This window comes from Methanohalophilus halophilus, from assembly GCF_001889405.1.
In the GTDB taxonomy this organism is placed as follows: Archaea; Halobacteriota; Methanosarcinia; order Methanosarcinales; family Methanosarcinaceae; genus Methanohalophilus; species Methanohalophilus halophilus.
Map to the genome: position 1 here is coordinate 1,025,520 of NZ_CP017921.1, position 16,967 is coordinate 1,042,486.

Consider the following 16,967-nt stretch of genomic DNA (forward strand, 5'->3'; position numbering starts at 1 on the left):
ATGGAGATGGTTACTTGAAGATTAACACTTATGCAGGAGCAGGCTTGCTTTTGATAACCTTTATCGTTGTGGTGGCCGCGGTTGTCCTTTCCCTGGGATGTGCGGATGATGGTGGTACAGGTGTGAATGAAAGTGTGGATGCCGGGACCCTGAACGACGGTATGGAACTATCCGGCCAGTGGGACGGTAGCACAGTGAATGCTTCCACCGGGGATAATTTCTCAATACGCCTGGAGGAAAACCCCTCCACAGGGTACCAGTGGAACCTGACAACCTCCGATGGTATCAAAATTGTCGCCGATGAATTTGAGCTGCCGGAGAATGAGGGTGTCGTGGGTGAAGCAGGTTTCCATGTCTGGACCTTCAGGATCATGGATGACGGAAACCAGCAGATTGATGCCATCTACAAACGCCCCTGGGAAAACGTCACGGGTGAGGAAGAGACCTTTAGCCTGACGCTGGAGGTTGAAGGAGAATCCGTTGTCCCTGCAGACGAGGATGACACCGGGTATATCTACGGCACCGCCGATGTGGATAACATAGAAATAATGAAGATGGAATCGTTTCCTGTACAGGTCAGTGTCCGGGCCACCGGTAACCTTAAGGATGGTTGCACCGTGATCGATGAGGCCAATATCACAACTGCAAAGAAAGGTAACAATTTCAATGTACATATCCCGACCAAGCGCCCAAAGGATGCCATGTGTACCCAGGCTCTCGTGCCCTTCGAGATTAACGTACCCCTTGACGTCTACGGTCTGGAGAAGGGTAACTATACCGTGGATGTGAATGGTGTGCAGGGTTCTTTTCCTTTGCAGAACGATAATGTGCTTGAGTGAGGATGGATGAGTTAGATGCCAAAATCCTGTCGTGGGGTTTGGCATTATTTTTTACTGGATTTTTTGTGGAGTTCAAAAACAATAATATTTTTTATGTTTGTTTCAATGAATTCCTGCAAAACCAAATGGGCTATCTTTTCTTCAGTTACTGTACCCTCTACTTCCATATTGTTTATCAAATAACTCAACATCTGGCTGCCATCATTGAATGTGGGTTTGAATTCCATCGATTTAACTACCACATCATGATAAGCGGTTTTCTTGCAATGAGGACAATTTGTCCGAATAAACATTTTACTCATCAGTCGAAATTTGATAGTTTATTTTTATAATAAAAATATAAAATATGTATTAAGCAGGATGAAAGTAAAAATATTATTTATGATTGAATTTATAAATTATATATTTTATTTATTTGGTTTTATTTCTTGCTAATAGAGCAATGAATAAATTTTGCTATATAAAATAAATTAATATTTTAGTAATTAATATTAAAGTAAGAAAAATGAATATATTATAGGATTGATACATTTTGTTTTCATTCAGATAATGTGTAAGGTCCTTACCTTCGTTTTCTTTGTACTAAATCCATCATTTAAATTATTATATACATCCAAAATTTTATATTTCTAAATGTTGTAAGCAAGGACCATTGGCAAACAAAATGGAATTTTCTCCCTAATTTAGCAATAAAATGAATACATAATAATTTGAATTGATCATTTGTTAAAAAATTAGAACGGTTATGATCGAAATGGATGACACACAAAACCTAGTTTCTACTATTCAAACTATGAAAGATAGAGGAATTTTTAAATCATTTATAGATTATATTAGATTCCCTTTCTATCGCAATTTAGAAAAAAACACAAAGATAGATTTTGATTTCCCTCTAACAGTTTTTGTAGGCCAAAATGGATGTGGAAAAAGTTCAACGCTTCAGGCATTATATGGATGTCCAAAGGGTAAAAGTGTAGGGAATTTTTGGTTCTCGACTAAAGTAGATCCGATTGGAGAAGATGAAGAAAGAGCTGCTTTAATCTACTCTTATAATGATTCATCAGGAACGCAATGTGAAGTCCTCAAGTCCAGAATGAAAAAAGGTTCTAATCCTGATTATTGGGAACCAAGCCGTCCTCTAAAAAAATATGATATGGTAACCCCTCCAGATGGAGGTATGGACAGATATCCAGCTATAGAAAAAGAAGTCTTATATCTTGATTTCCGTTCAATATTAAGTGCTTTTGACAAATATTTTTATTATCAAAAGCCCCTCAATTTGAAATCCAAAACTAAACAAGATTATTTACGTAATCGTTCCTCTTTGCTCAAATCCGTAATTGATGATAATATTATCAAAAAAGTTGGATCCAGGAAACAAAATCGTATCCCTACTGACTTTTCAACAGAAGAATTAGAAATAATGTCATCAATATTGGGGAAAAAATATCACAAGGGAAAACTCATTTATCACAAATTTTTTAAAGATTGGGGCAATTCAATTATATTTGATACATCAGAGTTGGCATATTCTGAAGCTTTTGCAGGAAGTGGAGAATCTGCTGTTGCAATATTAGTCCATGAAATGTTAAAAGTTGAAAATGATTCCCTTATTTTACTGGATGAGCCGGAAATGTCTTTGCATCCTGGAGCACAAAAGAAACTGAAAAATTTTATATTAGAGCAAATTAAAAAGAAACATTTACAGGTTGTAATATCAACTCACTCAGCAACTCTAATTGAAGGTCTCCCTTCTCCAGCAATTAAAGTTTTTACTCAACTACCAAATGGTAAATTTAATGTCAGAAACAAAAGTCTTCCAGATGAAGCCTTTTATTATATAGGTCAATCAATAAGTTCAACGAAAAAAATCATTGTTGAAGATCAATTAGCTATGGATATTATAAAAGCTGTAATTGATGAAATTGGAGAAGACTGTGCTTCTATATTTGATATTGAATTTTACCCTGGTGGCCATTCAATAATAAAATCTGATTTTATAAGAGTTTATAGCCAAGATGAAAGTAATGTTTTTATTATTTTTGACGGGGATCAGTATCCAACTACGTATCCTTTAGATACAAGCGAAATTCCTGTAGGGTAGAATGGAGAAAACATTATCAATTGTTTTGAAAATAGTATTAAAGAACAAACTGGTATAAATATAGATTTTCATCCAAATGGTGATGGAAATAGAGGTAACCAAGAAGAAAAAATATACTTAATGAAAAAGTATATTGAGTATTATAGAGATAACGTATTTTACCTACCTGAAGTAACCCCTGAAGCTATAATTTGGGATGAAGATTTTGCAAAAAATAATATTTCAATAATGAATATAGAAAATAAAGATGATATTGCTAGCGAAATAAATGAACTTTCTAATTATAAAGAGAAATTTATGCGATACTCTCAAGTAATGTTTGGTACAGCAAATGTAGAAAGTGCATATCGACAATTCTTGACAAATTGGATCAATAAAAAAGATTACAATTACAATAAGATTGTTCAGATTATAAATGCAATAAAGAATAAATAATTGTTTCAAATAACTCCATATATACCTATATATCGAGAAAGATTTTCAATTCATTAACACAACTAAGCATCATCGTCATACTTCTTCATAGATTGGAATTTTGGTTTTTCCATCATTCCACATCCTCCTCTACCTTAAACTCCGTATAAACCGGATAGTGATCTGAAACATCAGTCGTCAATTCCTCATCTAAATCATATTCCAGATCATACCTGAATACTCCGGCTTCCCCGGTAAAATCAGCAGAATCCGTCAGGACAATCCTGTCATAGGTGTAATCCGTGTTCTTTGTGGTTGTATCGATGGAATCATCAATTACCCAGGTATATTCATCAATATCTGATGTGGAATCTTCATCAAAATAAGATCCGTCTGCGTTGAAGTCCTCAATTATAATGAAGTCTCCTTCCATTAAATCAACAAGTTCAACAACATTTCTATAGTCCTTACTTGTATACTCTTTGATCAATACCAACGTCAGTAACTGATGTTGAGTATATTTTCGTTTGGAATACTTACAACTGTAGATTGGAAGATGGGATCTTCCAGCTACAGACATAGCTGTATTGATAAAGTTTAAGTAATCGCTTGACAAAACACATTTATCCCCTTTGTGTTTTTATACCCAAAATCACATTTGGCGGACTCTTTTTATAAAATTGATAATGTATTAGTGGAAGTTAGAGGAAAGGGTTTCTACAGAGCCAAAATATTATCTACCAATGGATGCTACATAAATTGGATAAAGAGGCCTTTAAATGCAACTTCAAAAAATCGAAGATTGGCACCCTCAAATGGGATGCTTGCAAGGATTGTGGGCACTACAAAACAGATGTTTGTAAGTTCTCATCCTCCACCATTTTTGATTATGGTTTGAAATTGTTGGGCCAGTGATGTACTGTTCACTATTCGACAAAGGATACTAACCTAGTCCCCTAAAAAAGGGCATATCCAACAGCATGCCTAAAATTTCCTTTTTTACCAATCCGGCATAAATGGGCCATATTAAATGTTTCTGAACATAGGAATCACAAATGAACATAATGGCAGAGAATGAGTAAATCAGTTGGGTGATAAAATTAGTTAAATATGAACGCTGCAAATATGGTCGTGGTAACAATGGTTGACGTTCACACAAAAGAACAAAGAAGTTACAATATGTCCATGGTGAAGTCGAAGGACACAAAACCCGAGTTGTTACTCAGAAAATATATTTATTCTAAGGGTTTGAGAGGGTACAGAGTAAATCTCAAATTTCCCGGTAAACCCGACATAGTATTTACAAAATTTAGAGTGGCGATTTTTGTTGACGGTTGTTTTTGGCATAAATGCCCACTTTGCTTTTCTATGCCTAAATCCAATATCGAATTCTGGGAAGAGAAAATCAATAAAAATGTTGAAAGAGACAGAAAAGTAAACAAAGAACTTTTAGATATGGGGTATCAAGTAATAAGGTTCTGGGAACATGAAATCTTGAAGAATTTGGATGAATGTTATCTTGTAATTCTTAAAGCTCTGCAAAAAAGAGGCCTTAATATACAAAACAGAACTGCAGGAGGCAAATGAAATGAAAAAAGATATTGTAGCGGTAGATCTGTTTTGCGGTGCAGGCGGTTTAACAAGAGGTCTTTTAGATGCAGGTATTCAGGTTAAAAAAGGATATGATATTGAGGAGAGATTAAAGGAAACATATGAGAAAAATAATGAAGGATCCGAATATCACTGTACTGATATCCGTAAGGTAAGCGGAAATTCTTTACTGCAGGATATTGATCTGGGTAATAATTATTTACTTCTTGCCGGATGTGCTCCTTGCCAGCCCTTTTCATCCATAAATAAAAGTACTAATGATAAAGACGGAAGGAAGATCCTTTTACTGGAGTTTGGAAGGTTGATTGAAGAAGTACGACCCGATCTTATATTTGTGGAAAACGTACCAGGATTAAAGAATGGTAAAGGAAAATACGTATTGCAGCAATTCGAGCAGATTTTGAAAAATATGGGTTACCATTACATTTATGAAACATTAAATGCAAAAGAATTTGGTGTGCCACAGAAAAGAAAAAGATTTATTCTGTTGGCATCTAAGCACGGAAATGTAGATCTACCTTCCCCTACTCACGGACCAAAAAGTCCTGGTAACCGTCCCTATGTTACGGTGAGGAAAGCAATTTCAAAATATCCTCCTGTTACAGCGGGTGGGATATACAGCAAAATTCCGAATCATAACGCACCTAACATATCTGAGAAAAACAGGATGAGGCTTAAGCAAGTAACAAAAGACGGAGGTTCCAGGACTGACTGGTCTGAAGACCTGGAGTTGTACTGTCATAAAAATCATCGTGGTCATACTGATGTTTATGGCAGAATGAAGTGGGATGATGTTGCACCAACGTTAACATGTAAATGTACAAGTATTTCAAACGGACGTTTCGGTCACCCCACTCAAACCCGAGCAATATCTGTCAGGGAAGCTGCAGCTATTCAGACATTTGACGATGATTACATATTTTACGGCCCTATGAGTGTTATTACAAAATGGGTTGGAAACGCTGTGCCGGTAAAGTTTGCAAAAATATTCGGGAGTCATTTTATTAGTCACATCGGGGAGATTGAATGAATTTTACTGATAATCAACTTAAAGCAATAAATCATAAAGAAGGAAACCTCAAAATTGTTGCCTGTGCAGGCTCCGGAAAAACAACTGTGATGGCAGAAAGGATTGCAAAGCTAGTAAGTGAAGGAGCTGACAGAGACAAAATAGTTGCATTCACATATACTGATAAAGCCGCAGACTCCTTAAAATTCAATATAAGGGAGAAACTTGAAAAATGGTCCCCCGATGAACCCCATCTTGGGGGCATGTATATAGGAACAATACACTCATTTGCTTTTAAAAGACTGAGGGACATTATTCCAAAATACAGGAGTTATGAGGTTCTTGATGAAGTTAAACGAATAATCTGGGTGCACAAATATAAAGGTGAAATAGGACTCGATTCCATAAGAAAAGATAAATTGCTAATTGACTCTATCAAACGCTTTTTGAATACAGTGGATATAATAAGAGATAATCAGATACCTGCAGAACGTTTGAATGCAATTCCCGATTTTATGGAGGTATATGAAAACTATCTTAATATTTTAGAACGTGAGAAATATCTTGATTTTTCAGGAATCCTCCATAAACTTGTTAGTGTTTTAGAATCGAATTCAACCTTACTGACTGATCTAAAAGAAAGCATAGATTATTTGGTTGTGGATGAATATCAGGATGTAAATAAAATACAGGAAAAATTAATCTATTTGATGGCAGGGGAAAACGGTAATCTCTGTGTTGTCGGTGACGATGATCAGTCAATTTTTGAGTTCCAAGGTGCTGATGTAAACAATATACTTCAGTTTGAGAACAAATATTGTAACGTGACCACAGTCAAACTTGAAGAAAATTTCAGATGCCCTGAAGAAGTGATTGAAGCTTCCAGAGACCTTGTGAAAAGGAATAGAAACAGAATAACAAAGAGAATGGTAGCTGGAAATATTGGAGACGAAATTAATAAGTCAGATTCAGGTGACCTGTATAAAGTTGAATTTGATAACCAGAAAGAAGAGTCAAGTTTTATTATTGATAAAATAAACGATTTAAGAGGATGCGAATACAAAGATGAAGATGTATTGAGAGGTCTCGATTATGGGGATATGGCAATTATCGTTAGATCAAGGCTCTCTGCACAACATATTGTCAATGCTTTGAGAGAGCAACAAATACCTTTCACATTTAAAGGTACCGGTGGTCTTTTTGAAAGGCCCGAAATCAAATTCATACAAGCAATATTTTATTATATTGCAGATTATTCTTTTTCCAGAGAGGAACCACCGGTTGATTTAAATCATCTTAGAAATAGTTTTGAATCTTTAGACATCAATCATTTAGAATGGGGTCAATTATCTCAACAATTTGAAGAGTTGAAATCCTATATCAAATCCATCACTCCTTCAAATCCAATAGCACCTCAAAGAAGGACTTTTTTACAAGAATTTTATTACCAATTAATGGGAATATTGGAAGTTGATAGTGACCACTATTCAGAAGACTTACTGTATGACTTTGGAAGGTTCAGTAAGTTGGTTGCAGAATTCGAATCTATACATGGATGGATAAACTATGGCTCATTCATACAATTCGTTACCTTTTTGGCAATTTATGCTCAAAACAAAACAGATGAAGGAGGAATTGATGACCCCAGGAATACTAATTCAGTCAACGTTTTGACCATTCATCAGGCAAAAGGACTTGAATTTCCACTTGTATTTATACCGGATGTGTCTACCGGAAGGGTTCCTTCAAGAAATAGGAATAGAAAACCTAAGACACATTTTGAAGAGGGAATTATTGATCTTGATTCCTTTTGTTCTGGAGATGAGGGAGAAAGGCGCTTATTTTATGTTGCTACGACAAGAACAAAGAAATTTTTGTTTATGGCCCGGGCAAAAGACAACGGAGGAAAAAACCTAGTTTCCAGGTCAAAATATTATACTGAATTTGATCATGAAATTATGGAATATAATAATAAGCCTGATCCTACGTCCAGAAATAAAATTGAACCCCAATGTAAACCGAATATGGAACTAATGCCAACCTCATTTACTGATATAAGGCATTATATTGAATGCCCTTATCGTTATCGTTTACAGCAGATGATGGGTTTCTCTCCTGTAATTAATCTTGCATATGGATATGGTTTGCAGGTACATAATTTACTTAACTATATTCATAAAACATATGGAGGAGAGCCACCCTCATTAAAAGAAATCGAATCTTTAGTAGAGTCTGACTTTTTCCTCAGATTTACCAGAGGTGAACCTTTAGAGAATATGAAACGAAAATGCAAAGAAATTATTAGTAATTATATTGAGGAATATAATGATCAATTTGAATTAAAACTGGAAACAGAAAAACCTTTTGAATTTCCTCTAGAAGGTGCTTTAATTTCAGGTGAAATTGATTTAATTCAAAAAATAGATCCATCAAGTCAGGAAATAAAGAATGTATCTATAATTGATTTTAAAACTGAAAAAGAAGATTATGAAAATTTTCCTCTCCTTAGAATGCAACTGAGATTATATGCAATAGCCGGAAGTAAATCCTTAGGTTTGAATCCACTTGATGCAGGTGTACATTTCCTAACTAACAATGTAAGGAGAAATGTGAGTGTGAATCCTGATAAATTGGATGAAACAAGAGGACAGGTTGCTGATGCCATAACAAATATAAAAAGAGGGAACTTTATCGCAACTCCTAATCATGATAAATGCAAAAACTGTGATGTGAGGTACGTTTGCAGCAATGGTAAATGCTGCAATGGTTGTTAAACATTCAATTCAGTTTTACATTTGGGTCATCTCACCTCGTCAATCTTCTCCCTGTCTCTTCCTTTTCTACTGAAATGAAATGTAGTCCCTGATAGTGTCTCAATGAAGTCATCTCATTGTGTCCTTAGTAAAGATATACCCATAGACTGATATCTCTCACTTGCAATAAATAGGAAATGTGAATGTCTGTGGTGGAGTTGAAAAGCAATTGGTGAGTTTATCACAATAACATTCCTCTTTTTGCCATAAACCCTATATACCCCTGCCATTTGCACTTAATATGCATGAATCAAATCCATGCAACCACATTTTCCGAATTCTGCAACTAACCCGAAGAAGTCCATGCATTTATGTCAGGCATTCATCACGCATTCTCCTGTAGAAAAAAGCCCATAAAATTCGGGGAATGCGACAAACATCTTTCTCCTGAACTTCTGCAGGACCTCAGGAAAGAATACCACTACTACATCGGTGCCTTCTGGGCCACACGGCTGGCAATAATGCTGGTTTCAGAATACAGGAAATTAATAAATTCAAAAATCAGATCTTACTATGTCGTTTACTTTAATTTCAGCGCCGGGGTTGGGATTCGAACCCAAGCACCCCGTTAGGGGAAACAGGTCTCGAGCCTGCCGCGTTTGGACTCCGCGGCAATTTTGTAAGCCGTTGGATTAGTCCGCTCTGCCACCCCGGCACAATGTGCTTGGCTTGAAGGAGTTTATGGCTTAAAAAGGTATCGAAGGGCGCAATTATCAGAAATCAAAGAGGCTTTTCTGTTGTTTTGCGGCAAGGTTTGGGTCATCGGGGTCGGCTTTCTGCGAACTGGATTTCTTGTTTGCTTTCAAATTGTCGGGCAGCTCGATCCAGCCGTATTTGCCCCCTCCGCCGGGGTGCAGGATCACGTCCTCATTGCGGAAGGCCTCGATGCTTCTCACAATCCGGGGGTCCACGAAATCCAGCTGGGAGATGTCGGCCTCCAGCAGCACGGCCGTCTCACTGCCAAAATGCTCCACAAGAGCTTTCCAGGCATTGCTCACGCCCTTTGTATTGATGCTTGCATGATCCAGGGCCATCATGATGATCTCTGCCAGGGGTATCAGGTGGAGGTAATCCGGGCGGTGGGAAGGATGTTCCGGGGTGTCATAGTTGGCCAGTTCGTTTACCCGGTCTGCCACACCTTTCTTGATCTGGCCACCACAAACCCGGCAATTCCAGTCCAGGTTTATTGCCTCTTCCATTGTGTAATGCCGGTAACACTTGATACAGGCTGATTCATTGTACTTGCCTTCCTGCGGGAAGAATCCCACATTGAGCACACAGCCATACCCCTCTTTCCTCTGGATTGCCTTTTTAACACCTTCAAAGGAAACTTCAGGAACTTCCAGGCGGTTGAATTCCCGGGCCAGTTTATTGGACCAGGGAGAATGGGCATCGGAATTAGAAAGAAATGTCAAATCCTGCAGTTCTTCTATCCTGTCTGCATAATCACTGTCAGCGCTCAACCCCAGTTCCAGGAAAGCAATACTATCGGCCATATCCCCGTAGCAACTTTCCAGGCTGTCATGGTAGGCATACATGGCAGTCCAGGGGGTAAACGCATGACAGGGGCCGATTAGGGCTCCGACATCGGTTGCAATCTCTGCAATCTGGCCTCCGTCCAGTTTAAGCGTTGGTCTGCCGTCCACGGTGAGATCTCCATGTCCAGCCACCTTTTCTGCCAGTTCCTCTGCTTTGGATATGGAGGGGACTAGCAGCAGATGGTGTACGCGGTTTTTGTCCTCTATCTCAGTTGTAAGAATAAAAGAAGTATTATCGATACCGACCGTCCCGTCATCCTGTGCATATTCCCTGATCTCGGAAAGCCATTTGGGATGTATGCAATCTCCTGTTGCCACAAGATTGATTCCCTTTTTGGCGGCTTCCCGGGCCATCACAGGCAGTTCCATCTTATTGGAACAGGCCATGGAATATTTGGAATGCAGGTGCAGGTCGGCATTAATTAACATGCTTACCCGATATAACCCAGGTCCTCATCACTCGGTGGTGTTTCCGGGAGCGTCTGTTGCTGTTGCTGCTGTTTGGCTTCTACGAGGTTGGCCATGATTTTCTCCATCTCTTTAGCACGTTCCTCAAGTTCACTGATATCAACCTCGATATCAAGTATACTGCTCAGCACAGCAAGCAGGGACTGGGCACTTTTAGGATCTACAAGATATCCTGACGTGTATCCCATAAGACATGCAGCATCAATATCCCTGAATTTGCTCAGGCCAAGGATCAGTCCCGAAGCTCCAACAATTCCGCCGTTGGGTTCTTTTTCCTTGAAGGTGACTCCGTGCTCTTTAAGACTTTCTGTAAGCTCTTCCTTATTCACGGCACCCATAACTTCATCAACATGGTCCAGCTGTCCCGTTGGGAATCCTCCGAGAGAATATATCCTGGAAACCCCGTACTCTTCGGCAATATCCAGGTACAGGTCACACAGCTCGTAATGTCCCTCTGAATTTGTACTTTGCTGGTCGCCTGCAAGCAGCAGGATGTCCTTGCCATTTACCTGGAATGTATAGAATGCGTTACTTACAAGTCTCACTGTACTATTTTCATCCACGAGTACCTGAGGTGGGAAAGAGGTGGAATATATTTCCAGAAGCTTTTCTGCTTCGAATTGCTCGATGAGATGATCAACAACAAGTTTGCCCACATGTCCCACACCCGGCAGGCCGACAAGCAGGGTAGAATCCTGAATTTCAATCTCAGTATTTTGACGCACGATTTTTGTATTCTGCATTGGAATCAATTCCTTTTGCTCAATCTGCGATATTTCCCGTAAGGGTCACGGGGAGAATAGCGGGCAGGTGAAGGTTTGATTGGCCTTCCCCCGCATTTGGGACACGTTTCCTGTAGGGTATATTCCCCGCAGGAAATGCATTTCAAAATCTTTTTACCCAATCGTTATCACGCCTTGGCAGTTTCGGCATGCCTGTGGAAGGCACCTTCTCCGCCAAGATATTCTATTTTTTCGATGGCTTTTTCTGCAGATTCCTTCAGGACAGATTCTGCGATCTTATAATCAGGAGCTATTACCCTGATACGGTATCTGGGTGCACCGGTATATGTTATATCCAGACGGACATCTTCCATCTTCACTTCACTGGCGGCCCGTAAGGCCTCCTTGATGATCTCGATCCCGTTCGGTGCAGAACTTGTAAGGTCTATATGTCCGGCAATCTCCACAAACGGCAGTTTGATATTGTCCTGTGCGAGTTTGACAATGATTTCAACAACTTTTTCATCGATCTTGAGGTTGCTGAAGGCATTTTCCCCGCGCATGGCAGCTTCTTCAAAGGCAGAATATTTGCTTCCGAATTCTGTGTCAAAAGAATCTTCTATTTCCTGAAGTTGCTGTTTGTCGAGTCTTGCTTCTTCTGCAACGAACTGAAGCCATTTCTCAGCCTTCTGTTCGTTCTTCCATTCCTGGATCTTAGCCCTTTTCTGATGTTCATTTACATCTTTGAGGGAAAGGTCAATATGGCGACGTGAGGTATCTACTCTCAGGACCTTGCAGACAATTTTCTGTCCTTCCCTGACGTGATCCCTGACATACTTGACCCATCCTGCCTTAATCTCAGATATATGGATGAATCCTTCTTTCCCGTCGTATTCCTCAAGAGTCGTGTAGGCGCCAAAGTCAGTAACATTTTTTACCGCACAGACTACAAAATCACCGACTTCAGGCCATTTGTTGTTGTCCATTAATATCCCTTATTCGAGTACTTCCAGTATATGTGTTGTAATTGCAGATTTTCCGCCTGTTGGTTCTGCAAGGGTCCTGCCGCATACAAGACAGGTGACTTTCTGGCTTGCACTGCCAAAAATAACCTGCTCATTGGAGCAATCATTGCATTTTACTTTCAAAAATCTACTTTTTGGTTCGGCCATTTATGCTCACTCCTTGAAATCGAATTTCTTTGCACGGAAGCAGGGTCTCTGATGTGCCTTGTTGCACTTGCTGCAACGGTATCGCAGGGCAATCCTTTTTGTTGGCTTGTCACCACTTGGGACCTTGGAGAACTTCCCACTGTTTCCTATACCAGTATGCCTTTTCTTCTGCCTTCTGATACGTGTGGTCATTGATTCCCTGCCCTTTTTAACCTTTTCAGCAACATGTTCTGTATGGGTTTTGCAGTAAGGGCAGTATGTTCTGAACCTTTTTGGGATCTTCATTATCTTCACACCTTTAATGTTGATTTTTATTCCTGATTTATTGGATATGCAGCACCACGTTTTACCAATCCCTGAGCATTCATGGAAGGCAAAACCACAACGTCTTCTGCTGCAAGTGTATAATTGAGATTATCCATCGCTTTTATGGTAGGAAGGTCTTTCAATATTCGGACAACAAAGTATTCCTTACTTATATTGTTTTTGCCCGTATCTTCCTCTGCAGGGAGTTCCTGCGAGATGGTCCCGGTTTCCTCTTCTTCATCTGTTTCATCAGATATTATACTTTCTTTCGCAAAACCCTTCTCCTGCCTATCCTGCGGGTTCATGATAGGTTCGAGCAATTCGGACCTTGCAATCTGGATTGCTGAAAGGGTGGCATCAAAAACTTTGCGTTCGGATTCCAGGAGTTTGTCAAGGTCCTGTCGGGATGAGATGTTGGAAAATGCATTTGAGGTTGCTCTGGATGTTATTTTACGGATTCTCCTGATAAAAATCGTTTCCACATCATTGAGGGCACTTTGCATTTCGTCTTCTAAAATCTTTGATTCAACTGATCGCGGATTGTTGATCTTTTTGATTTCTTCTTCCAATTCCCGTATATATTCATCAACCTTTTCATAAAAATCATAGGGAAGGGAATTTAAAGATGAGCTGTTTTCCTGGCGGAGAATACTCTTTAATTCAGTACGATCCATATTCAGCAACCCCTCTGCACATCAAATACACCGCTGCATATTCGGGAAGTTCCTGTACTCCCTCTTCAACCCGGATATCCAGATCCTTCATTTGTACTTCAAAAGGTTTTATGGCTTTTAACGTTACCGGCTTATCCGAAAAAGCAACAGCATCCTGAAGTGGTTCGAAATCCTCCATGTCTTCCAGACCTAAAGGAATTACCTTCATCCCTGAGCCGCCGTGCAGGGAACCCGGTAATCGTATCAATCTTTTTATATCTGCGGTGACCGGTTCATCCACCTGTGCTGATCCCGCCAGCGTGACTCGATGCTGGTCGATGGTATTATCAAAAAATTGGGCCATTATGGCTTTGAAATCCTTAATTTTTCCAAAATCCAGTCTTCCTCTGCGTATGTCTTCCAGGGCTTTACTGTCTTTGGATATCCGGTTCATCCGTTGCTGTGTTTTTTTGCCAAATCCCTTTGTATTTTTTATATCCGCAAAACGCTCCTTTTCTTCCTTTTGTCCTTCTTCTTCAAGATATGAGGCAATATATTCAGCAAGTCTTTTCCCCCAGCCGGTATCGGGGTTTTTGATGACATATTTGGAAAGTATCTCAGTTCGGTCATTGAAGGTACGTGTTCCGGTTCCATGGTCTCCGATCATGAATTCTTTCTGGTAGAAATATTCAGATTTAATCCCCTTTCCTCCCACATAATCCACAATTTCCCTTCTCTGGGAACTTTCCAGATTCCATATTAAGGGGTCAGTTATATGGAAGTGGTATCCCCTCCCACCGGAAAAGACGGCTTTTATATTATCTTCGTCAAAACCAAAATCATCTACCAGGAAATCCAGCAGTCTCAATGATTCTGTTTTTACCATATCCAGCATTGCTGCATAGGAAGAAGGGGCATCCTGCAAGTGATCAGCATCCAGATCAAAAATCAGGTCTGCACCCTGCCATTTTTTCTCTTTCATTGTGGGTGCATCCGGATAATCATAAAGGGCAACCGAATGATACACATGGGCCGGTTGCATCGATACAAGATAATCTCTGAGTTCTCCTTGCGTACCGAATGCTTTATGCCTGTACATCATGGTTTCCGGCATGGAATCATACGATATGAATCCCCATTCACGGTTGGTCAGGGAATGGGGGGCATGTATCTTTGCCTCCCTGTAATAATCATGGAACCTTGATTTGAGATAGCGTCTTGTTGATGTGTTCATCTTCTGTGCCTTTTCCATCTCTAATTTTAATCGGGGATATTAATCTATTGCACAAAACTTTATAGCCCCTTCCCCAATTAGTACAGTTTATGAAAGAAGAGATGACAAGTGCGGATGTGGCTGCACTGGCAACGGAACTTGGCACAGGGGAGGATTCCCTGGTCGATTCCAAGATAGGGAAGATTTATCAGCCCGGTGAGAGCCTCCTGCGTATCCACCTCTATATTTTTAAGAAAGGTAAGGCCAATCTTTTAATTGAAGCCGGAAGCAGGTTGCACCTTAGTGAATATATCCCTCCCAGTCCTAAAAACCCACAATCCTTTCCCATGCTTTTGCGTAAACACATAATGGGTGGACGTATAACTTATTTCAGGCAATATGATTTTGACCGTATTATTGAGATTGGTATAAAAAGAGGGGACGATGAGACCGTTCTTGTCGTAGAGATATTTGGACAGGGCAACATAATATTGCTGGATTGCGACAGAAAAATCATTCTGCCTATGAACCCTGTTACTTTTAAGGGCCGACGTATCAGGAGTGGTGAGATCTACCAGTACCCTGAAGCGCAGTTGACACCTCTTGATGTGAATGAGGACCAGTTATGTGAAGTATTTTCCCATTCCGACTCGGATGTAGTGCGAACCCTGGCAACGCGTTTTAATCTGGGAGGCATCCTTTCAGAAGAAGTCTGTCTGCGAAGTGGTATCGACAAAACCCTTCCTGCTTCGGAAGTTAATCCGCAGGTCGCCTCTAGATTGATTGAAGCAATAGGTTTCCTTTTCTCCCCCCTGGAAAAAGGGGAGTTAAACCCCTGTACTGTTAGCAAACCTGACTCAAAAGAGACTTTTGATGTAGTGCCCTTTGATCTGGAAAAATATTCAGAGTTTGAAAAGAATTACTATGATTCATTCAATAAGGCTCTGGATGATTTCTTTGGCAAAAGAGCTGCTAAATCCCTGGAGCAAAAAAAGGAAGCCACTGTGAAAGAAAAAACAGAAGATGTTTTCCTGCGCAGGCTCAAACAGCAAGAGGGTGCCATTAAGAAATTTGAGAAGGATATAGAGAAAAACACCTCCATTGCCGAGAAGATATATGAACACTATCAGGACATAGAGCAATTACTGCAAACGCTGCTTGATGCCCGTGAAAAAGATTATTCCTGGAAAGAAATCCAGTCAATAATCTCGGATGCAAAGGATCAACTGCCTGCGGCTAAAAAGATAATAAATATCGATGGTTCACAGGGTCTTGTAATGCTGGATCTTGACGGCAAGAAGGTGAATATTGATGTAAGGCTGACCGTTCCCCAGAATGCCATGCGCTATTATGAGAAAGCCAAAAAACTGGAAAAGAAACGTAAAGGTGCCCTTGCTGCAATCGAAGATACGAAAAAGGCAATGAAAAAGAAAAAGACTGCACCGAAAAAGCATTTCAAGGTAGTTCATAAGAAACACTGGTATGAACGTTTCCGATGGTTCTTTTCTTCTGATGGTTTCCTTATTGTAGGGGGCAGGGATGCCACAACCAACGAAGAAATTGTAAAAAAATACATGGAAAAAAGGGATCTCGTATTCCATACTCAGGCACCGGGTGCCCCTATTACTGTTATCAAGACAGAGGGAAAGGACATTCCCGAAACAACCCTGCAGGAAGCAGCAGAATTCGTGGTTTCATTTTCAAGTATATGGAAAGGCGGCCAGTTTAGCGGGGATTGCTACTGGATCTATCCCGAACAGGTCACAAAGACACCGGAATCCGGGGAGTACCTCAAGAAAGGTTCCTTTATTATCCGTGGTGAACGTAATTATTACCGGGATGTGCCTGTCAGAGCTGCCGTGGGGCTGGAACTCAAACCTGAGACCCGGGTAATTGGGGGCCCTGTAGCCTCTGTAAGATCACGGGGTGAACATGTTGTAGAACTCACACCCGGCAAATTCAACCAGAATGATATAGCAAAGAAGATATATCGTATATATGTGGACAGTCTAAAAGATGTGCATTTTGTAAAGCAGATAGCATCCCCTGATAAGATTGCCAATGTATTACCCCCGGGCGAATCAGATATCAAAAAGTGAACCGTG

At 39.9% G+C, this 16,967-nt stretch carries 16 protein-coding genes, 1 tRNA gene and 1 pseudogene; 7 read left to right on the forward strand and 11 right to left on the reverse strand.

Features of this window, described 5'->3' with window-relative positions:
* The first annotated feature begins 14 nt into the window (after window positions 1–14).
* On the forward strand, window positions 15–839 hold the full coding sequence (locus tag BHR79_RS05200; protein ID WP_159429237.1) for a protease inhibitor I42 family protein: 825 nt from the start codon (window positions 15–17) through the stop codon (window positions 837–839).
* Between the two features lie 44 nt (window positions 840–883).
* Here the strand turns inward: BHR79_RS05200 and BHR79_RS05205 are convergent, their stop codons facing one another.
* Window positions 884–1,132 carry a hypothetical protein gene (locus tag BHR79_RS05205; protein ID WP_148039499.1) on the reverse strand — a complete coding sequence of 83 codons (249 nt, stop codon included), beginning with the start codon at window positions 1,130–1,132 and terminating at the stop codon, window positions 884–886.
* A gap of 461 nt (window positions 1,133–1,593) precedes the next feature.
* Between BHR79_RS05205 and BHR79_RS05210 the strand changes: the two genes are divergently transcribed.
* Both BHR79_RS05210 and BHR79_RS05215 read left to right on the forward strand, forming a co-directional pair.
* Window positions 1,594–2,943, forward strand: a complete 1,350-nt coding sequence (locus BHR79_RS05210) for an ATP-dependent nuclease (RefSeq protein ID WP_159429236.1) — start codon at window positions 1,594–1,596, stop codon at window positions 2,941–2,943.
* 120 nt (window positions 2,944–3,063) lie between these two features.
* Complete coding sequence (locus BHR79_RS05215; protein WP_072561375.1) at window positions 3,064–3,378, forward strand: hypothetical protein; 315 nt, start codon at window positions 3,064–3,066, stop codon at window positions 3,376–3,378.
* A 406-nt stretch (window positions 3,379–3,784) separates the two neighbouring features.
* On the opposite strand, the pseudogene BHR79_RS10500 reads toward BHR79_RS05215, so the two are convergent.
* A pseudogene (locus BHR79_RS10500) lies at window positions 3,785–3,937 on the reverse strand (IS5/IS1182 family transposase); the annotation flags it as partial.
* A gap of 530 nt (window positions 3,938–4,467) precedes the next feature.
* Here BHR79_RS10500 and BHR79_RS05225 point away from each other — a divergent pair.
* The 3 genes from BHR79_RS05225 to BHR79_RS05235 are packed head-to-tail and all read left to right on the forward strand — an operon-like array spanning window position 4,468 to window position 8,751.
* Window positions 4,468–4,944, forward strand: a complete 477-nt coding sequence (locus BHR79_RS05225) for a very short patch repair endonuclease (RefSeq protein WP_205781579.1) — start codon at window positions 4,468–4,470, stop codon at window positions 4,942–4,944.
* 1 nt (window position 4,945) lies between these two features.
* Window positions 4,946–5,998, forward strand: a complete 1,053-nt coding sequence (locus BHR79_RS05230; RefSeq protein ID WP_200796368.1) for a DNA cytosine methyltransferase — start codon at window positions 4,946–4,948, stop codon at window positions 5,996–5,998.
* Window positions 5,995–8,751 (forward strand): ATP-dependent helicase, encoded by a 2,757-nt coding sequence (locus tag BHR79_RS05235; protein WP_072561376.1) that lies wholly within the window; start codon window positions 5,995–5,997, stop codon window positions 8,749–8,751. The genes BHR79_RS05230 and BHR79_RS05235 overlap by 4 nt, the downstream gene beginning before the upstream one ends.
* A 574-nt stretch (window positions 8,752–9,325) precedes the next feature.
* Here BHR79_RS05235 and BHR79_RS05240 read toward each other — a convergent pair.
* The 9 genes from BHR79_RS05240 to priS all read right to left on the reverse strand — a co-directional run bounded on the left by BHR79_RS05240 (window position 9,326) and on the right by priS (window position 14,883).
* A tRNA-Ser gene (locus BHR79_RS05240) sits at window positions 9,326–9,445 on the reverse strand.
* A 58-nt stretch (window positions 9,446–9,503) separates the two neighbouring features.
* Window positions 9,504–10,757 carry a TIGR00375 family protein gene (locus BHR79_RS05245; RefSeq protein WP_072561377.1) on the reverse strand — a complete coding sequence of 418 codons (1,254 nt, stop codon included), beginning with the start codon at window positions 10,755–10,757 and terminating at the stop codon, window positions 9,504–9,506.
* A gap of 2 nt (window positions 10,758–10,759) precedes the next feature.
* Window positions 10,760–11,539: a proteasome assembly chaperone family protein gene (locus tag BHR79_RS05250; RefSeq protein WP_072561378.1), complete on the reverse strand. Its 780-nt coding sequence runs from the start codon at window positions 11,537–11,539 to the stop codon at window positions 10,760–10,762.
* A 5-nt stretch (window positions 11,540–11,544) separates the two neighbouring features.
* Entirely contained in the window at window positions 11,545–11,700 is a 156-nt protein-coding gene (locus BHR79_RS05255; protein ID WP_072561379.1) for an RNA-protein complex protein Nop10, read from the reverse strand.
* Between the two features lie 6 nt (window positions 11,701–11,706).
* Complete coding sequence (locus BHR79_RS05260; protein ID WP_072561380.1) at window positions 11,707–12,504, reverse strand: translation initiation factor IF-2 subunit alpha; 798 nt, start codon at window positions 12,502–12,504, stop codon at window positions 11,707–11,709.
* Between the two features lie 9 nt (window positions 12,505–12,513).
* Complete coding sequence (locus BHR79_RS05265; protein ID WP_072561381.1) at window positions 12,514–12,690, reverse strand: 30S ribosomal protein S27e; 177 nt, start codon at window positions 12,688–12,690, stop codon at window positions 12,514–12,516.
* A 6-nt stretch (window positions 12,691–12,696) separates the two neighbouring features.
* Entirely contained in the window at window positions 12,697–12,975 is a 279-nt protein-coding gene (locus tag BHR79_RS05270) for a 50S ribosomal protein L44e (RefSeq protein ID WP_013038141.1), read from the reverse strand.
* A gap of 26 nt (window positions 12,976–13,001) precedes the next feature.
* Complete coding sequence (locus BHR79_RS05275; protein ID WP_072561382.1) at window positions 13,002–13,670, reverse strand: hypothetical protein; 669 nt, start codon at window positions 13,668–13,670, stop codon at window positions 13,002–13,004.
* Window positions 13,657–14,883: a DNA primase catalytic subunit PriS gene (priS, locus tag BHR79_RS05280; RefSeq protein WP_072561383.1), complete on the reverse strand. Its 1,227-nt coding sequence runs from the start codon at window positions 14,881–14,883 to the stop codon at window positions 13,657–13,659. Before priS ends, BHR79_RS05275 begins: the two co-directional genes overlap by 14 nt.
* An 89-nt stretch (window positions 14,884–14,972) precedes the next feature.
* Between priS and rqcH the strand changes: the two genes are divergently transcribed.
* Entirely contained in the window at window positions 14,973–16,961 is a 1,989-nt protein-coding gene (gene rqcH / locus BHR79_RS05285) for a ribosome rescue protein RqcH (protein ID WP_072561384.1), read from the forward strand.
* The last annotated feature ends 6 nt before the right edge of the window (window positions 16,962–16,967 follow it).

Bases quoted from the DNA above. Each gene is read 5' to 3' on its own strand.
- BHR79_RS05210 (WP_159429236.1), top strand. From the start codon at position 1,594: ATGGATGACACACAAAACCTAGTTTCTACTATTCAAACTATGAAAGAT.
- BHR79_RS05235 (WP_072561376.1), top strand. From the start codon at position 5,995: ATGAATTTTACTGATAATCAACTTAAAGCAATAAATCATAAAGAAGGA.
- BHR79_RS05205 (WP_148039499.1), bottom strand. From the start codon at position 1,132: ATGTTTATTCGGACAAATTGTCCTCATTGCAAGAAAACCGCTTATCAT.
- BHR79_RS05260 (WP_072561380.1), bottom strand. From the start codon at position 12,504: ATGGACAACAACAAATGGCCTGAAGTCGGTGATTTTGTAGTCTGTGCG.
- BHR79_RS05250 (WP_072561378.1), bottom strand. From the start codon at position 11,539: ATGCAGAATACAAAAATCGTGCGTCAAAATACTGAGATTGAAATTCAG.
- BHR79_RS05275 (WP_072561382.1), bottom strand. From the start codon at position 13,670: ATGGATCGTACTGAATTAAAGAGTATTCTCCGCCAGGAAAACAGCTCA.
- priS (WP_072561383.1), bottom strand. From the start codon at position 14,883: ATGAACACATCAACAAGACGCTATCTCAAATCAAGGTTCCATGATTAT.
- BHR79_RS05225 (WP_205781579.1), top strand. From the start codon at position 4,468: ATGAACGCTGCAAATATGGTCGTGGTAACAATGGTTGACGTTCACACA.
- rqcH (WP_072561384.1), top strand. From the start codon at position 14,973: ATGAAAGAAGAGATGACAAGTGCGGATGTGGCTGCACTGGCAACGGAA.
- BHR79_RS05265 (WP_072561381.1), bottom strand. From the start codon at position 12,690: ATGGCCGAACCAAAAAGTAGATTTTTGAAAGTAAAATGCAATGATTGC.
- BHR79_RS05245 (WP_072561377.1), bottom strand. From the start codon at position 10,757: ATGTTAATTAATGCCGACCTGCACCTGCATTCCAAATATTCCATGGCC.
- BHR79_RS05230 (WP_200796368.1), top strand. From the start codon at position 4,946: ATGAAAAAAGATATTGTAGCGGTAGATCTGTTTTGCGGTGCAGGCGGT.
- BHR79_RS05215 (WP_072561375.1), top strand. From the start codon at position 3,064: ATGAAAAAGTATATTGAGTATTATAGAGATAACGTATTTTACCTACCT.
- BHR79_RS05270 (WP_013038141.1), bottom strand. From the start codon at position 12,975: ATGAAGATCCCAAAAAGGTTCAGAACATACTGCCCTTACTGCAAAACC.